Source organism: Streptosporangium sp. NPDC053982 (assembly GCF_055585205.1).
In genome coordinates this window covers 204,413-221,514 of record NZ_JBVJKQ010000015.1, presented here as the reverse complement: position 1 = coordinate 221,514, position 17,102 = coordinate 204,413, and the positions used below count along the sequence as shown (strand labels likewise).

General features: G+C 72.0%; 13 protein-coding genes and 1 tRNA gene. 8 read left to right on the top strand and 6 right to left on the bottom strand.

Translation table 11 applies throughout. From position 1 onward, the window contains the following. Positions 1-56 precede the first annotated feature (56 nt). Positions 57-1,883, top strand: a complete 1,827-nt coding sequence (locus ACZ6W9_RS27475; protein ID WP_389957005.1) for an ABC-F family ATP-binding cassette domain-containing protein — start codon at positions 57-59, stop codon at positions 1,881-1,883. 126 nt (positions 1,884-2,009) lie between these two features. On the opposite strand, the gene ACZ6W9_RS27470 is transcribed toward ACZ6W9_RS27475, so the two are convergent. Continuing rightward, complete coding sequence (locus ACZ6W9_RS27470; RefSeq protein ID WP_470120337.1) at positions 2,010-2,573, bottom strand: MarR family winged helix-turn-helix transcriptional regulator; 564 nt, start codon at positions 2,571-2,573, stop codon at positions 2,010-2,012. 56 nt (positions 2,574-2,629) lie between these two features. Here ACZ6W9_RS27470 and ACZ6W9_RS27465 point away from each other — a divergent pair, with 56 nt between their 5' ends. Further along, positions 2,630-3,397, top strand: a complete 768-nt coding sequence (locus ACZ6W9_RS27465; protein ID WP_389956999.1) for a trans-aconitate 2-methyltransferase — start codon at positions 2,630-2,632, stop codon at positions 3,395-3,397. Between the two features lie 184 nt (positions 3,398-3,581). Continuing rightward, positions 3,582-5,078, top strand: coding sequence for a CYTH and CHAD domain-containing protein (locus tag ACZ6W9_RS27460; RefSeq protein ID WP_389956996.1), 1,497 nt, complete (start codon positions 3,582-3,584; stop codon positions 5,076-5,078). A gap of 93 nt (positions 5,079-5,171) precedes the next feature. On the opposite strand, the gene ACZ6W9_RS27455 is transcribed toward ACZ6W9_RS27460, so the two are convergent. The 5 genes from ACZ6W9_RS27455 to ACZ6W9_RS27435 form a co-directional block, all read right to left on the bottom strand. Further along, a complete protein-coding gene (locus tag ACZ6W9_RS27455; protein ID WP_389956993.1) occupies positions 5,172-6,599 on the bottom strand; it encodes an endonuclease/exonuclease/phosphatase family protein in 1,428 nt (475 codons plus the stop codon). 378 nt (positions 6,600-6,977) lie between these two features. Beyond that, on the bottom strand, positions 6,978-7,865 hold the full coding sequence (locus tag ACZ6W9_RS27450; protein ID WP_389956991.1) for an NUDIX hydrolase: 888 nt from the start codon (positions 7,863-7,865) through the stop codon (positions 6,978-6,980). After that, positions 7,858-9,921 (bottom strand): RNA degradosome polyphosphate kinase, encoded by a 2,064-nt coding sequence (locus tag ACZ6W9_RS27445; RefSeq protein WP_389956988.1) that lies wholly within the window; start codon positions 9,919-9,921, stop codon positions 7,858-7,860. Before ACZ6W9_RS27445 ends, ACZ6W9_RS27450 begins: the two co-directional genes overlap by 8 nt. Before the next feature lie 254 nt (positions 9,922-10,175). Next, complete coding sequence (locus ACZ6W9_RS27440) at positions 10,176-11,132, bottom strand: TetR family transcriptional regulator (RefSeq protein WP_389956985.1); 957 nt, start codon at positions 11,130-11,132, stop codon at positions 10,176-10,178. A 376-nt stretch (positions 11,133-11,508) separates the two neighbouring features. Then, complete coding sequence (locus tag ACZ6W9_RS27435) at positions 11,509-12,450, bottom strand: acyl-CoA desaturase (RefSeq protein WP_389956982.1); 942 nt, start codon at positions 12,448-12,450, stop codon at positions 11,509-11,511. A 322-nt stretch (positions 12,451-12,772) separates the two neighbouring features. Between ACZ6W9_RS27435 and ACZ6W9_RS27430 the strand changes: the two genes are divergently transcribed. The 5 genes from ACZ6W9_RS27430 to pth all read left to right on the top strand — a co-directional run bounded on the left by ACZ6W9_RS27430 (position 12,773) and on the right by pth (position 17,066). Continuing rightward, a tRNA-Gln gene (locus ACZ6W9_RS27430) sits at positions 12,773-12,844 on the top strand. 168 nt (positions 12,845-13,012) lie between these two features. Continuing rightward, positions 13,013-14,464, top strand: coding sequence for a bifunctional UDP-N-acetylglucosamine diphosphorylase/glucosamine-1-phosphate N-acetyltransferase GlmU (gene glmU, locus ACZ6W9_RS27425; protein ID WP_470120334.1), 1,452 nt, complete (start codon positions 13,013-13,015; stop codon positions 14,462-14,464). Positions 14,465-14,540: 76 nt separating this feature from the next. Next, entirely contained in the window at positions 14,541-15,518 is a 978-nt protein-coding gene (locus tag ACZ6W9_RS27420; RefSeq protein WP_362931030.1) for a ribose-phosphate diphosphokinase, read from the top strand. 250 nt (positions 15,519-15,768) lie between these two features. Continuing rightward, positions 15,769-16,395: a 50S ribosomal protein L25/general stress protein Ctc gene (locus ACZ6W9_RS27415; RefSeq protein ID WP_389956975.1), complete on the top strand. Its 627-nt coding sequence runs from the start codon at positions 15,769-15,771 to the stop codon at positions 16,393-16,395. Between the two features lie 74 nt (positions 16,396-16,469). Beyond that, the gene (gene pth / locus ACZ6W9_RS27410) at positions 16,470-17,066 is read left to right on the top strand and encodes an aminoacyl-tRNA hydrolase (protein WP_470120331.1); all 597 of its coding nucleotides are present in this window, start codon (positions 16,470-16,472) and stop codon (positions 17,064-17,066) included. The last annotated feature ends 36 nt before the right edge of the window (positions 17,067-17,102 follow it).

Genomic DNA, 17,102 nt, shown 5'->3' with positions numbered 1-17,102 from the left:
CGGTCCTCTCCGGGGCGACGGCCGCGCGGTCCGGGAGCGGATACCCTTGTAGGGCGATGAATCTGGTCAACCTCGAGTCGGTATCCCACTCATACGGCCCCAAGCCCCTTCTCAGCGACGTCTCCCTCGGCATCGAGGCGGGCGACCGCATCGGGGTGGTCGGCCGCAACGGCGGTGGCAAGACCACGCTCATCTCGGTGATCGCCGGCGCCCTCAAGCCCAACGAGGGGCGCGTCACCCACAACCGCGGCCTGCAGATCGGCGTGCTGTCCCAGGGCGACGACCTCGACCCGGACCGGCCGGTCGGCGAGACCGTCCTCGGCGGCCGTGCCGAGCACGAGTGGGCGGGCGACGCCGGCATCCGCGAGATCCTCGCCAACCTCCTCGGCGACATCGATCTCACCGCCCCGGTCGGGAGCCTGTCGGGCGGCGAGCGGCGCCGTACGGCGCTGGCCCGGCTGCTGATCGGCGAGCACGAGCTGATCATCCTGGACGAGCCCACCAACCACCTCGACATCGAGGCCATCGACTGGCTGGCCAGGCACCTCGCGGGCCGCCGGTCGGCGCTGCTGGTGGTGACCCACGACCGGTGGTTCCTGGACGCCGTCTCCACGCGCACCTGGGAGGTCGTGGACGGCTCGGTCGAGCGCTACGAGGGCGGGTACGCCGCCTACGTGCTGGCCAAGGCCGAGCGCGCCCGGATCGCCGCCGCGGCCGAGGCGCGCCGCCAGAACCTCATGCGCAAGGAGATCGCCTGGCTGCGGCGTGGCCCGCCCGCCCGCACCTCCAAGCCGAAGTTCCGCATCGACGCCGCCCAGGCGCTGATCGCCGACGAGCCGCCGGCGCGGGAGACCGTCGAGCTGGTCAAGTTCGCCGCGGCGCGGCTGGGCCGTACGGTCTACGACCTGGAGGACGTCACCCTGCACGCCGGCGGCCCCGGCCGGGGCCCGCTGGTGCTGGATCACTCGACCTGGCAGTTCGGTCCGGGCGACCGGATCGGCCTGATCGGGGTGAACGGCTCGGGCAAGTCCTCGGTGCTGCGGCTGCTGTCCGGCACGGTCGAGCCCGACTCGGGGCGGGTCGTGCGGGGCCGCACGGTCCGCCTGGCGCACCTGTCGCAGGAGCTGGCCGAGCTCGACCCCGCCCGGCGGGTGCTGGAGACGGTCGAGGAGGTCCGCAAGTTCGTCCAGGTCGGCAAGAAGGAGTGGACGGCCTCGGCGCTGCTGGAGCGGCTCGGCTTCAAGGGCGAGGCGCAGTGGAAGGTCGTCGGCGACCTGTCCGGCGGCGAGCGGCGGCGGCTGCAGATGCTGCGGCTGCTGATGGACGACCCGAACGTGCTGCTGCTCGACGAGCCGACCAACGACCTCGACATCGAGACGCTGAACGAGCTGGAGGACCTGCTCGACGGCTGGCCCGGCACGCTGATCCTGGTGAGCCACGACCGCTACTTCCTGGAGCGGGTGTGCGACCGGGTCGTGGCGCTGCTCGGCGACGGGAGGCTGTCGATGCTGCCCGGCGGGGTGGACGAGTACCTCGCCCGGCGGGCCTCGGGCGCGGCGCTGTCGGCCCGCGCCGCCGGCGGCGGGTCGGCGTCCGCCGCGTTCGCCGCCCCTGCCGCGTCGGCGGACGGGGCGAAGGCCCCGGCGGCCCAGGCGGGCCTGTCGGCCAAGGAGGAGCGGGAGCTGCGCAAGGAGCTGTCCCGCCTGGAGCGCCAGCTCGACAAGCTGAGTGGCCGGGAGGAGAGGCTGCACGCCGCCATGGCCGAGGCCGCCTCCGACTACGGCCGGTTGGCCTCGCTGGACGCCGAGCTCAAGGAGATCCTGGCCGAGAAGGACGGGATCGAGGCCGAGTGGCTGGAGACGGCCGACCGCCTCGGCGAGTGACCGGGACGTCCGGCTTTCCGGGCGGATGACCGGGTGGCCGCCGTTCCCCCGGCCGGCGCGGACCCCGCCGGCCGCGGCTGATCGATCGTCTCCGGCCGGTTTACCCGCCGGCAGGCGGGCAGTAGATCATCCGTGCGCTCCGGAAGCTCCGGTGTCATCGGCGTCAAAAGGGACGAGTAGCGTGCGCAGCAGGTCCGCGAGGACCTGCTGTTCATGCTCTCCCAGCGCCGCCAGCAGGTCGCGCTCACGCCGGAGCAGGTCGTCGAAGGCGCCGTCCACCCGTTCCCGCCCGGTGTCGGTGAGCGACACCAGCACCCCCCGCCGGTCCTCGGGGTCGGGCCGCCGCCGGACCAGCCCGGCCGCGGCGAGGCGGTCGATCCGGTTGGTCATCGTCCCGGAGGTCACCAGGGTCGCGCGGAGCAGTGCCCCGGGGCTCAGCTCGTACGGCTCGCCGGCCCGGCGCAGCGCCGTCAGCACGTCGAACTCCCAGATCTCCAGGCCGTGTTCGGCGAAGGACGTCCGGCGGGCGCGGTCCAGGTGGCGGGCGAGGCGGGAGACCCGGCTGAGCACCTGGAGGGGTGCCACGTCGAGCTCCGGGCGCTCGACGCGCCAGGCGGCCACCAGCCGGTCGACCTCGTCCTCGTGCCGGTCCGCCCGGCCGTCGCCGTCGTCCGCGTGCTGCAGCGTCATGCCGCGATTCTATCTCTCTTGACATCGAGATATCTCGGTGGATATCAATTATCTTGATGTCAAGAGATATGTGGGACCCCGTGACCTATGGCCGCTACGCCGGTGAGCGTGCGCGCCCCTTCTTCGAGCTCACGGCCAGAGTAGCGGCCGAGCGGCCCTCGTACGTGGTGGACGCCGGCTGCGGCGGCGGCGAGCTCACCGCGCACCTCGCCGCGCGGTGGCCCGAGGCCGACGTCCACGGCTTCGACTCCTCGCCCGCGATGATCGCCAAGGCGGTGCCGGGCGGGCGGCTGACCTTCTCCGTCGAGGACGCCACCCGGTGGCGGCCCGGACGGCCGGTGGACGTGCTGGTCTCCAACGCCCTCCTGCAGTGGGTGCCCGGACACCGCGAGCTGCTGCCCGCCTGGGTGGACGCGCTCGCCCCCGGCGGGCACCTCGCCTTCCAGGTGCCCGGCAACTTCGACTTCCCCAGCCACCGGATCATCCGCGAGCTGTACGCCGCGGACAGGTGGCGCGACCGGCTCGGGGACCTCACGCGGGACGCCCCGGTCGGCGAACCGGCCGAGTACCTGGACCTGCTGTCCGGGCTCGGCTGCCGGGTGGACGCCTGGGAGACCACCTACCTGCACGTCCTTTCAGGCGAGGACGCCGTGCTGCGCTGGGTCAGCGGCACCGCCCTGCGGCCCGCGCTCGACCGGCTGGACCCCCGGGAGACGGAGGAGTTCCTCGCCGAGTGCGGCGCGCGGCTGGGCGAGGCGTACCCGCGCAGGCCGTACGGGACGGTCTTCCCGTTCCGCAGGATCTTCGTGGTCGCCCGCAGGTAGAGGGCTCCGGGCCGGTCCGGACGATCGGCTGCCCGGAGACTCCGGCCTCCGGCCCTCGGCCCGGCCTGACGTCGGGGACCGACCGGCGGGACCTTCCGACGTTTCCGGGCGCAGAACTGGGCATCAATACCCACTGCGTGTGACGTGAGAGATGTGTCCGGTAGACCGGGGGTGGCCTGTGGCGATGGAGATCGAGGACAAGTTCGACGTGCCCGCCGGGTTCGAGGTCCCGGACCTGACCGGGCTGCCCGGGGTCACCGGGGCCGCCGGGCCGGTGACCCACCGGCTCGCCGCCGTCTACTTCGACACCCCCGACCTGCGGCTGGCCGCGCGCGGCGTCACGCTGCGCCGCCGCAGGGGCGGCACCGACGCCGGCTGGCACCTGAAGCTGCCCAAGGCCGGGGGCGCCCGGCAGGAGATCACCCGCCCGCTCGGCCGGAGCGCGACGACCGTCCCCGCCGACCTCGCCGACCTCGTGCTCGCCCTCACCCGGGGCGCGCCCCTGGCCCCCGTCGCGGAGCTGGAGACGCGGCGTACGGTGACCACCCTGGTCAACGGTGCGGGCGTGCGGCTGGTGGAGATCGCCGACGACCAGGTGACCGGCTCCGTCCCCGAAGCCGTCGCGGGCGGCGAACCCGGATCCGGGCCGCACGTGGAACGGTGGCGCGAGGTGGAGGCCGAGCTGGTCGGGGGCGACGAACGGCTGCTCCGCAAGGTCGGCAAGCGGCTGGCCGCCGCCGGGGCCGTCCCCGCCGCGTCGCCGAGCAAGCTCGTCCGCGTGCTCGGCTCCGCCCGTCCCATCCCCGAGCGGCCCGGCCCGCGCACCCGGCCCGGCTCCGCGGGCGAGGTCGTCACCGGCTACCTCACCGCCCAGGCGGACGCCCTGCTCGCCCAGGACCCCCGCGTACGGCGGGCCGACGACGACGCCGTGCACCGGATGCGCGTCGCCGCCCGCCGGCTCCGCAGCGCGCTGAAATCGTTCGGCGGCGTCGTGGAGGACACCGCCGGGCTCCGGGAGGAGCTGAAGTGGCTGGGCCGGGTGCTCGGCGAGGCACGGGACGCCGAGGTGGTCAGGGAGCGCCTCATCGCCGGGTTCGACGCCCTCGGGGAGGGGGCGGTGGCGGGCCCCGTCCGGCTCCGCCTCGACGCCGAACTCGGGGCCGCCGAACGCGAGGCCCTGGACCGGGCGCGGGAGGCGCTGCGCGGCGAGCGCTACTTCGCCCTGCTGGACGCCCTCGACGCGCTGACCGGCGCCCCGGCGCTGACCGGCGCGGCGGACCGGCCGGCCAAGACCCTCCGCGCCCTGGCCGCCAAGAGCTGGCGGCGCGTGGTCAAGGCGCACCGGGCCGCCCTGGCCGTCACCGACCCCGCCGGACGCGAGCACGCCATGCACGACGTGCGCAAGGCCGCCAAGCGGGCCCGCTACACCGCCGAGGCGATCGGCATGGACGAGCTCGCCGGGCGGGCCGAGGCCGTACAGGAGGCACTGGGCGCCCGCATGGACGGCGTCGTCGCCCAGGGACGGCTGGCCGCGGTCGCCGACGCCGCGCGGCGGGCCGGGGAGGACACCTTCACCTACGGCGTGCTGACCGGCCTGGAGCGGGCCCGCACCGAGCGGGCCCGCGAGGAGTTCCCCCGCCTGTGGAAGAAGACGTCGAAGGCGGTCGCGAAGCTCCTGTGATCCCCGGCCCGGACCGGGACCGGCCGTGGGCGGGACCCGGGTCCGGGCGCGGCTCCGGCGTGGTCGCGCCGGAGCCGCGGGGATCGGCGGCGGTCAGGGAGAGGTCCAGCGATGGGCGGTGGCCGTCTGGTCGCAGGTGGCGTTCATCACCGCCGTGCCGACGTTCAGGCTGCCGACCATCAGGCACTTTCCGGAGCCGACGAGCCGCACCATCCCCGGCTGGGGCTGGTCGGGGAGCCAGCGCTGCATGGAGTCGTCCAGGTAGCACAGGGTCTGCACGGCCCCGGCCTTGTTGACGCTGCTGGGGTTCTGGAGGCAGCTGCCGTTGTCCTTGACGAGGAAGTACTCACCCCAGAAGGCGTGCTGGAACCGCCAGCGCTGGTCACCGGAGAGGGGGTTGCAGGTGGCCTGCAGGGCCTTGGCGCCGTTCGCCGTGCCGGTGACGCTCAGGCATTTGCCGCTGTAGTTGTTGCGCACCAGCCCGGGGATCGTCGCCCACTGGTGGAGGGTGACCTCGCTGCGGAACATCTTGTGGTCCGAGCAGATGTGGTCGCCGCAGTTGCCGGCGTCGACCATCTGGACGTTCTGGTGCGCGAAGCTGAAGTGCTTACGTCCGACGAACGTGTAGTCGATCTTCCCCTCGGCGTGGCTGGGGTCACCGCCCTGCACCGGCCCGTCACAGAAGGTGTCGGAGCAGTAGTAGTGCATGTCGGTCTCCCAGAACTCCCCGGTGGTGCCCGCGGCGGGGGCGTACAGCGAGTTGAGCGCGGGGTTGCCGGGCTTGAGGTTCAGGTCGCCCATGAGGATGAACGCCCTGTTCTTGGCCTCCGGCCCGAAGACCCTGGCCAGCTCCTTGGCCTCGGCCTCCGGCGCGGCGTAGGGGTTGCTCGCGGAGCCGTCCTTGGGGGAGAGGTGGGTCGAGCACGCCTTCACGCTGTCGAGGGGCAGGGCGAAGGTGGCGTCCACGCAGGCGACGCTGCGGTCCTGCGGGGGGATCGGGATAGAGCCCTCGTAGAGCTTGTGGTCCGTGCTGAACAGGTAGCTGTAACGGGCGTTCACCGTGCCGCGGACCAGGACGGCGTTACCCGCCTTGTTGCGGATGTCGAGACCGACCTGGCACTGGGGGACGAGGGCCTTGGACTCCTGGAAGAGGCCGTCCATGGCGTGCCCGATCTCCTCCAGTCGCACCCGGAGGTGGTCGTACTGCCGGTTGCAGACCTCGTTGAGGGAGATCACATCGGGTTTGCGCGCCTGGACCTCCTGGATGATCCTGTCGACGACCCCGTACTCCCCTCCGTTCTTCGCCGCCCCGGCCATGTTGAACTGCAACAGCTTGAGCGTCTGCTTCTTCGGGGTGACCAGGGTGGTCGCCGCGACCGCGGACTCCCCGGACGCCGGCGTCTCACCGGCCGCGGGAGGAGCCTGGGCGATCAGCAGGCAGAGCAGGGCGAGGACGCACGAGATGATCGTCCTGGCGCCGTTCGGGATCTTGCTGAAGGGTTTTCCGTCCACCAGCGACACACGGTCTCCTTGGGGCCCGTCCGCCGCCCGGCGCCGCTCCCGGCGCGGGCGCCTGCATCGGGGCACCGGGGACGACGGGGTGTGCCGCCGGCCGTACGGGAAGACGGGCGGCGGCCGCGGACGGCGCGGACGGCGGGCGATGATGAGCAGCGACTACACGACGGTCGCAGACGGGGGAGCGCCTGTCATTGCGCATCCGCGCACGAACCTTGCCCGCACGCGCACGTCCGCCCACCCACCCGTGAGCCCGCCGTCCGTCCCGTACACCGGCCGTGCGTCCCGTACGTCCCCCGGCCGGGTCCGTACGGCGCCCGCCGGTCCTACGGCGCCCGCCGGTCCTACCGCGCCCGTCCGGCCGGGGGACGTACGGGGCGGGAATCAGACGGGGTGGCTCTCGGTGGCGACGAGGCGGCCCGCGGCGTGGTGGAGCACCATGAAGCCGCCCTTGGGCAGGCGGGCCTCCTCCCGTCCCACGCCGACGCCGGTCATCAGGCCGGGCAGGACCTTGCCGTGGCTGCAGAGCGCGGCGGGCCGGCTGGCGGACAGGAGACCGGTGACCAGGCGCAGGGCCGTGTCGGGGTCGTGGCGGCTCTCCGACAGCGCCGGCTCCGGGCGGATCGCGAGACCGGCCCGGCCCGCGTACGGTTCCAGCGTCTGCACGCACCGCCTGCTGGGGGAGCTGACCAGCTCGGCGGGCAGGTAGCCGGGCAGGACGCCGGCCAGCGCGGCGGCCTGCGCCGCGCCGTCCCGGTCGATCGGCCGCTCGTCGTCGTCGCCCTCCCACTTCTCGCGCGACCCGGCCAGGGCGTGCCGTACGAGGACGAGCGGGGTGGTGGCCAGCGGCGCGGCGGCGAGCGCGTCCAGCAGGGCGGTGTCCCACTCGTAGGTCAGCAGCCGCGCGGCCTCGGCCGCCGGCACCCAGGCGACCTCGTCCACCTCGTCGTCCTCCCGTTCGGCGACGGGACGGACGCCGGGCGCCACCCTGGCCGTCCAGTAGTCGACCCGCTTGGACCGGCCGCCGATCAGGTAATGGACCGGCGGCAGCGGCCGGCCGAGCAGCAGCGCCAGGCCCGTCTCCTCGGCCACCTCACGCAGGGCTCCGGCGACGACGTGCTCGCCCGGGTGCAGCTTGCCCTTGGGGAACGTCCAGTCGCCGTACTTCGGCCGGTGCACGAGCGCGACCTCCGGCGCGGACTCCCGGCCCCGCCACACCACCGCCCCGGCCGCGCGGATCGGGTCCGCCGGGCGGGTGTCCGGGTCAGTCATCGATCGTCCTCCATCGCCGGGTGCCGATCAGGTGGTCCTGCAGGTCCGCGCCGTCGTGCCGGGTCCATGTGCCGTCGCCGTTGAGCCACCAGGTGGCGGTGTCCTCCGACATCGCGAGGTCCAGCAGGTCCGACAGGTATGCCCGCTGCCGCTGGCTCGTCACCTTCACCAGCGCCTCGACCCGGCGGTCCAGGTTGCGGCGCATCAGGTCGGCGCTGCCGATCCAGATCTCCGGCCGTCGGCCCCGGCCGAACTCGTAGATCCGTGAGTGCTCCAGGAACCGGCCCAGTACGCTCCTGACCCGGATGTTCTCCGACAGCCCCGGGACGCCCGGCCGCAGCGTGCAGACTCCCCGCACCCACAGGTCCACCGGGACGCCCGCCCGCGAGGCGCGGTAGAGCGCGTCGATGACCGGCTCGTCCACCAGGGAGTTCGTCTTGATCCTGATGCCCGCCGGGCGGCCCGCCTCCTGGTGGGCGGTCTCCCGCTCGATCCTGGCCACCAGCCCGCCGCGCAGCGAGTGCGGCGCCACCAGCAGCCGCCGGTAGGCCGAGTGGGCGGAGTAGCCGGTCAGGTGGATGAACAGGTCGGTGACGTCCTCGCCGACCAGCGGGTCGGCGGTGAGCAGGCCCAGATCCTCGTAGACCCGGGCGGTCTTGGGGTTGTAGTTGCCGGTGCCGATGTGGCAGTAGGCGCGCAGCTCGCCCGAGGGCTCCTGCCGTACCACCAGCGCCAGCTTGCAGTGGGTCTTCAGGCCGACCACGCCGTAGACCACGTGGCAGCCGGCCCGCTCTAGCTTGCGGGCCCAGGTGATGTTGGCGTGCTCGTCGAACCGCGCCTTGATCTCCACCACCACGACGACCTGCTTGCCGGCCTCGGCCGCGTCGATCAGCGCGTCCACGATCGGCGACTCGCCGCTGGTCCGGTAGAGCGTCTGCTTGATGGCCAGCACGTTCGGGTCCGCCGCCGCCTGCTCGATGAAGCGCTGCACGCTCGTGGCGAAGGAGTCGTACGGGTGGTGCAGCAGCACGTCCCGCTCGCGCAGCACCGCGAAGATGTCGTCGGAGACGTGCACGACCTCGGCGGGCACGAACGGGCGGAAGCCCAGCTCGCCCCGGTCCAGGTCGGCGATGGCGTGCATGCCGGTCAGGTCCAGCGGGCCGGGCAGCCGGTAGATCTCGTGCGGGGCCACGCCCAGCTCGTCCACCAGCAGGTCGAGCACCTCGGGGGTGATGCTCTCCTCGACCTCCAGCCGGACCGGCGGGCCGAAGCGGCGCCGGAGCAGCTCGCGCTCCAGCGCCTGCATGAGGTTCTCGGTGACGTCCTCGTCCACGTCCAGATCCTCGTTGCGGGTGACCCGGAAGGCGTGGTGCTCGACGATCTCCATGCCCTTGAAGAGCTGGCCGAGGTGGGCGGCGATCACATCCTCCAGCGGCACGAACCGGTCCCCGGACGCCGCGACGAAGCGGGGGAGCCGGCTCGGCACCTTCACCCGGGCGAAGACGGTGTGACCGGTCACCGGGTTGCGTACGGTGACCGCGAGGTTCAGCGACAGCCCGGAGATGTAGGGGAACGGGTGGGCCGGGTCCACGGCGAGCGGGGTGAGCACCGGCCGGATCCGCTCCCGGAACAGCCTGCGCATCTCGGTGCGCTCGTCGCGGCCCAGGTCGTCCCAGCGCACGATCTCGATGCCCTCGGCGGCGAGCAGCGGGCACAGCAGCTCGCGGAAGCAGGCCGCGTGCCGTAGTGCGAGCTCGTGGGCGATCGCGGAGATCCTGGCGAGCTCCTCGCTGGGCTTCAGCCCGCTCTTGGTCCGCAGCAGCAGGCCGGTGGCCATCCGCCGTTTGAGGCCGGCCACCCGCACCCGGAAGAACTCGTCGAGGTTGCTGGCGAAGATCGCGAGGAACCTGACCCGTTCCAGGAGAGGGAGGGAAGGGTCCTCGGCCAGCTCCAGCACCCGCTGGTTGAACTGGAGCCAGCTCTCCTCGCGGTTGAGGAAGCGGTCCTGGGGAAGGGGCTGATCTCCGGGGTCAGTGTGAGCGACTTCTACCGACATATGACGACAATGCCCGGTTTTTGGAAACTCAACGTGAACGCCGGATCAACGAGCGCTGTCACCCGCCGGAGCGGTTCGGGACCCCCGCCGGTCCGGGACCCCGCGGATTCGAGGCTCCGCGGGCTCAGGCCCTGTGGGGCCGTGGGATCGGGGTCCATGGGTTCGGAACCGCAGGTCCGGGGGATCCCTTGGGTTCGGGTCCGTGGGTTCGGGACCGCAGGCCCGGGATCCCGCGGGTCCGGGACCCCGTGGGTTCAGGATTCCGGCGGCTCGCCGGGGTGCTCGGAGAGCCTGGCCTGTCTGGCGGCCTCCCGCTGCTCGCGCTGGCGCGTCTTCTCCAGCTCCTTCAGCTCGCGCTCGCGGGCCTTCTCCCGCTCCCTGAGCAGCCGTTCCTGATCCTTCAGTTCCCGCTCCCGCGCCTTCTCGGCCTCCCGCTGCTCGCGCTGGCGGGCCTTCTCCTGCTCGCGGGCGAGCTTCTCGGCCTCGCGCCGCTCGCGCTCGCGGACCTTCTCCAGCTCCTTCAGGTCGCGTTCGCGGGCCTTCTCCCGTTCCCGGAGTTCCTTCTCCGACGGCCGGGGGCGCAGCTGGTCCGGGCCGCGGGCGGCGGTCAGGCGGGGATGCGGGTCCAGGCCCTTCAGACCGTTCCAGGCGAGGTTGACCAGGTGGGCGGCCACCTCCTCGCGCGGCGGCCGGCGCACGTCCAGCCACCACTGGCCGGTCAGCGCCACCATGCCGACCAGCATCTGCGCGTACATCGGGGCGTGCTTGGGCTCGTAGCCCCGGCGGACGAACTCGTCCACCATGACGTCCTCGACCTGACTGGCGATGTCGTTGATCAGGCTGGCGAACGTGCCCGTCCCGGAGGCGGCATGGGAGTCGCGGATCAGGATCCGGAAACCCTCGCTGTTCTCCTCCACGTAGGCGAGCAGCGCCAGGGCGGCCCGCTCCAGCTTGATCAGCGCGTGCGAGGCCGACAGGGCCTCGGTCACCATGCCGAGCAGCTTGTCCATCTCACGGTCGACGACGACCGCGTAGACGCCTTCCTTGCCGCCGAAGTGCTCGTAGACCACCGGCTTGGAGACGTTGGCGGTGGCGGCTATCTCCTCCACCGAGGTGCCGTCGAACCCCTTCTCGGCGAACAGGGACCGGCTGATCTGGATCAGCTGTTCCCGGCGCTCCTTGCCTGACATGCGTCTTCGGGGCTCGTTCACGGTTCCAATAATGGCGTCCCCGGAGCGCGAAGCGGGAACCACGCCCTGGACGGCGTCGATTCCGGCACTCCGGTCGATCGTCTCATCCGCGATCACGGCACCCGTCTGCCGCGCGGTGACCGCCTTCCGGACGGTGCCCGTCCGCCTCGCGGTCCCGGGCGGGCCGGCGGGCGGCGCCGTACCGCCGGAGGCCGTCGCCGGGGGTGCGGGCGGCGCCGCGGTGAGGCGGGCCGCCCCGAGGGGACGTGCGGTCCCGGGACTCCGGGACGGGATGCCGGGCGGCGCTGCGGTGACGCGGGCCGCCCCGGGACTCCGTGGTGGGCCGTCGGGCGGCGCTGCGGTGACGCGGGCCGCCCCGGGACTGCGTGATGGGCCGTCAGGCGGCAATGCGCTTCGCCGCCAGTCGCTCCGGAGTCGGCCAGCGGACGGAGTGGGCCCAGCCGAGCTTCTCGAAAATCCGGATCACGCCGGCGCTGAGGTCGATCTGGCCCTTGAGCACGCCGTGCCGGGCGCAGGTCGGGTCGGAGTGGTGCAGGTTGTGCCAGGACTCGCCGAAGGAGGGGATCGCCAGCCACCACACGTTGCGGGACTTGTCACGCGACTCGAAGACCTCCTCGCCGAAGACGTGGCAGATGGAGTTGATCGACCAGGTGACGTGGTGCAGCAGGCCGATGCGGACCAGCGTGCCCCAGAAGAAGCCGGTCGCCATGCCCCACCAGGACCAGCTCAGCAGGCCGCCGAGGAGGGCGGGCATCACCATCGAGGTGATCGCCAGCACCGGGAAGTACCTGTGCAGCTTGATGATGTCGGGGTCCTTGACCAGGTCGGGGGCGTACTTCTCGCGGTTGGCCCGGTCGGCCTCGAACAGCCAGCCCATGTGGGCCCAGAGCAGCCCCTTGCTCACCGCCCAGAAGCCGGTGCCGAACCGCCACGGCGAGTGCGGGTCGCCCTCCTTGTCGGAGAACTTGTGGTGCTTGCGGTGGGTGGCCACCCAGTCGAGCACCGACATCTCCAGCGAGAGGCTGCCGGCGATGCCCAGCGCGATCTTCAGCGGGCGCTTGGCCTTGAACGACCCGTGGGTGAAGTAACGGTGCAGGCCGACGGTGACGCCGAGGCCGGAGACCACGTAGAAGACGAGGGCGATGACGGCGTCCGTCCAGCGGAGACCCCACCCCCAGGCGAAGGGCACGGCGGCGACGAGCGCGATCAGCGGCAGGGCGACGACCACCATGAAGGTGATGATCTCGGGACGGGTCTTGGGCTCCGGATCGACGTCCGGTTTCGGAGAAGGGGCGGAACGCTCTTCAAGGACAGTCATGGGCTACCTCGATACGACTCATAGGAGAAGGGCGGTTTCGTCCGGCTACGCAACCGTAACCTACGCCATCGTAAGTTAGGAACACCTACGGATGGATGTGGAGAAGGTGACGCTCCCCGGTGGATCCCGTGGTCGGTTCACGACTTGCTACCACCGGGTGGATCTGCTAAACGGCGTCTTCCGGTCCATGCCCGCCACGGGGGCCTCTCACTCCTCCCGGCGCCCGTGGCGCAGGCGGAGCCGAAACGAGGCGCGTTCGATATCGACGGCTCGGTATCGTGGGGGGTGCCGGGTGCCCGACCGGTTCGGGCGGCCCTGTCGATCCGGTATTGGGTAATTGGCAGCCCGCAAGGTTTTGGTCCTTGTTGTCCAGGTTCGAGTCCTGGTGCCGGAGCTGTAACTTTTGACCGTTTTATTGGTCCGGCTAGTCGGCTGGGTGGGTTCCCGGGCGGGCAGGTATCCTCACGTTGTCGAGTGGGTGACCGTCCGATGCCCTGAAGAGGGCGGGGACGGTCCGCCACCCTGTCAATGTCTCAGCCGCGACGCCGAGGGAGCCTCGTCCGTGAGTGTGCCGCGCCCGGCCGCCGTCATCGTCCTCGCCGCAGGTGAGGGCACCCGGATGAAGTCGAAAACACCCAAGATCCTGCACGAGCTGTGCGGTCGCGCACTCGTGGACCACATGCTCGCCGCCGCTCGAGGTCTCGAACCCGAGCGGCTCATTGTTGTCATAGGCCACGAGCGCGAACGGGTGCGCGAGCACCTCGCGCGGACCGGCCCCGACACCCGGGCCGTCGTGCAACCCGAGCAACGCGGCACCGGCAACGCGGTCCGGGTGGTGCTGGAGACCACCGGGACCGTCGACGGCACGGTCCTCGTGACCTACGGCGACACGCCGCTGCTGCGCACCGAGACCCTCGCCGCGCTGCTGGAGCGGCACGACCGCGACGGCAACGCCGTCACCGTGCTCACCGCCGAGGTCCCCGACCCCCGCGGCTACGGCCGGATCGTCCGCGACGGGACGGGAGCGGTCCTCTCCATCGTCGAGGAGAAGGACGCCACCCCCGAGCAGCGGCTCATCCGGGAGATGAACTCCGGCGTCTACGCCTTCGACGGCCGCCTGCTGGCCGACGCGGTCAAGCGGGTCTCCACCGCCAACGCCCAGGGTGAGGAGTACCTCACCGACGTGCTGTCCATCCTCCGGGAGGACGGCCACCGGGTCGGCGCGCACGTCGCGGCCGACCACGTCGAGGTCGAGGGCGTCAACGACCGGGTGCAGCTCGCCTCCGCCCGCAAAGTCCTCAACACGCGCCTGCTGGAGGGACACATGCGGGCCGGGGTCACGGTGATCGACCCCGCCACCACCTGGGTGGACGTGGACGTGACCCTGGAGCCCGACGCGGTGATCCACCCGGGCACCCAGCTGCACGGCCGTACGGCCGTCGCCGAGGGCGCCGAGATCGGCCCCGGCGTCACCCTGACCGACACGGTCGTCGGCGAGGGCGCGGTGGTCCGCAACGCCGTCTGCGTCAAGGCCGAGATCGGCCCCGCCGCCCAGGTGGGACCGTACGCCTACCTGCGGCCCGGCACCGTGCTCGGGCGCGGGGCCAAGGCCGGGACCTACGTGGAGATGAAGAACGCCCAGGTGGGCGAGGGCGCCAAGGTGCCCCACCTGACCTACGCGGGTGACGCCGTGATCGGCGCCGGGGCGAACATCGGCGCCTCGACGATCTTCGTCAACTACGACGGGGTCAACAAGCACCGGTCGGTGGTGGGCGACCACGCCTTCGTCGGGTGCGACACCATGCTCGTCGCGCCGGTGAACATCGGCGACGGCGCCTACACTGCCGCGGGCTCGGTCATCGACGGCGACGTTCCCCCGGGGGCGATCGGGGTGGCCCGCGCGCGGCAGCGCAACATTGAAGGGTGGGTCGCGCGCAGGCGCGCGGGCACCAGATCGGCCGAGGCGGCCCAGAAGGCCATCGACGCCGGAAACCAGCAGGGGAGCACGACGTGATCAAGCGCAGCGAGCCGGCCGGCGGGCACGGCAGCGTCGCGACGACGACCGAGGGCCGTCAGGCGAGGAGGACGGCATGAGCGGCATGAAGCAGACCGGTGAGAAGCAGCTGATGTTCTTCTCCGGACGCGGCTACCCGGAGCTGGCCGAGGAGGTGGCGAGCCACCTCGGGATCGACCCCACCCCCACCACCCTGCGTGACTTCGCCAACGGCGAGATCTACGCCCGCTACCTGGAGTCGGTCCGGGGCTGCGACGCCTTCGTCATCCAGAGTCACACCGGTCCGATCAACCAGTGGATCATGGAGCAGCTGATCATGGTGGACGCGCTGAAGCGCGCCTCCGCCAAACGGATCACCGTGATCATGCCGTTCTTCGGCTACGCCCGCCAGGACAAGAAGGGCCGCGGCCGCGAGCCCATCACCGCCCGCCTCATGGCCGACCTGTTCAAGACCGCGGGCGCCGACCGGCTGATGTCCATCGACCTGCACACCTCGCAGATCCAGGGCTTCTTCGACGGCCCGGTCGACCACCTGTTCGCCATGCCGGTGCTGGTCGACTACCTCAAGGACAAGCTCGACCTGGAGACCACCACCGTCGTCTCGCCCGACACCGGCCGCGTCCGCCTGTCGGAACGCTGGGCCGACACCCTCGGCACCCCGCTGGCCTTCATCCACAAGCGCCGCGACCTCGACGTGGCCAACCAGGTGAAGGTGAACGAGGTCGTCGGCAAGGTGCGGGGCCGTACCTGCGTGCTGATCGACGACATGATCGACACCGCGGGCACGATCTGCAAGGCCGCCGACGCGCTGTACGAGCAGGGCGCCACCGACGTGATCGTGGCCGCCACGCACGCGGTGTTCTCCGACCCCGCGGTGGACCGGCTGAAGAACTCCGGCATCTCCGAGGTGATCGTCACCAACACCCTCCCGCTGGAGGAGGAGAAGAGGTTCGACAAGCTCACGGTCCTGTCGATCGCCCCGCTGATCGCCCGCGCGATCAGCGAGGTGTTCAACGACGGCTCGGTGACCAGCCTCTTCGAGGGCGACACCTGATCCTCCCGGCACACCGCCGTCCCCGCGGTGCCTGATCGACCCTCCCCGGTACACCGCCGCCCCCCCTGCGACACCCCCGTGAGACCCCCGCGAGACCCCGCCGAGGCGGCGACCCGAGCCTCGGCGGGCCGAACCCGGCCCGTGTGCCGGTAGGCTGTTCGGGTCGCGCGCGCTCGTAACGCCTTCCGCTAGGGCGGGTGAGGGGGAGCGCGCCCTTCAGAATCCATCGAAGATCCCTAGGAGATCCGTCGTGGCCGAAGTAGTCATCAACGCCGAGCCGCGCGCCCAGTTCGGCAAGGGCGCCGCTCGCAAGATCCGCCGTGAGAACAAGGTCCCCGTCGTCCTGTACGGGCACGGCACCGAGCCGCTGCACCTCACGCTCCCGGGCCACGAGCTCCTGCTCGCCCTGCGCACGCCGAACGTGCTGATCCGCCTCAAGGGCGCCGCCGACGAGCTGGCCCTGCCCAAGGGCGTCCAGCGCGACCCGATCAAGGGCTTCCTGGAGCACGTCGACCTCCTCCTCGTCAAGCGCGGCGAGAAGGTCACCGTCGAGATCCCGGTCACCACGGTGGGCGAGGTCGCCGACGGCGTCCTCGACCAGCAGCTCGTCTCCATCGCGATCGAGGCCGAGGCGACCCACATCCCGACCGGCGTCGAGGTCGACGTCGAGGGCATGGAGGTCGGCACCCAGGTCACCGCGGGCGACCTGAAGCTGCCCGAGGGCGCCACCCTCATCGCCGACCCGGAGACCCTGGTCCTGCACGTCACCACCGCCGCCGCCCCCATCGAGGAGGAGGCCGCCGAGGGCGAGGCCGAGGCCGCCGCCGAGGGCGAGGGCGAGACCGCCGAGGCCGCGCCGGCCGAGGCCGCCGAGTAGTTTCATCTGCTAGACCTTGTCAGGGCAGCCCGCGACCGGGCTGCCCTGACGCGCATGTGGAAGGGGCGCCGACCATGGACCGCTGGCTGGTCGTGGGTCTGGGGAATCCCGGGCCGGAGTACGCCGGTAACCGGCACAACGCGGGCTTCATGGTGGCCGACGAGCTCGCCGCCCGCATCGGAGGACGGTTCAAGGCGCACCGGTCGCGCGCCGAGGCCCTGGAGGGGCGCGTGGCGGGCGCCCCCGCCGTGCTGGCCAAGCCGCTGTCCTACATGAACCTCTCCGGCGGCCCGGTCAAGGCCCTCGCCGACTTCTACAAGGTCGACCCGGCCCGGGTGATCGCCGTCCACGACGAGCTCGACATCCCGTACGGCGCGCTCCGCGCCAAGCTCGGCGGCGGCGACAACGGCCACAACGGGCTGAAGTCGATCACCAAGTCGCTGGGCACCCGGGACTACCTGCGGCTGCGGTTCGGCATCGGCCGCCCGCCCGGCCGGATGGACCCCGCCGCCTTCGTCCTACGCGACTTCGCCACCGCCGAGCGCAAGGACCTGCCGTTCCTCGTCGACCGGGCCGCCGACATGGTCGAGTCGCTGATCACCTCCGGCCTGGAGGCCACCCAGAACGCCTTCCACTCGGGTGACCTGAAGCTCTCGGGCCCGCCCAGATAGTCATCCGGGCGGCGCGCGTTTCGGCCTTCGGCCGCC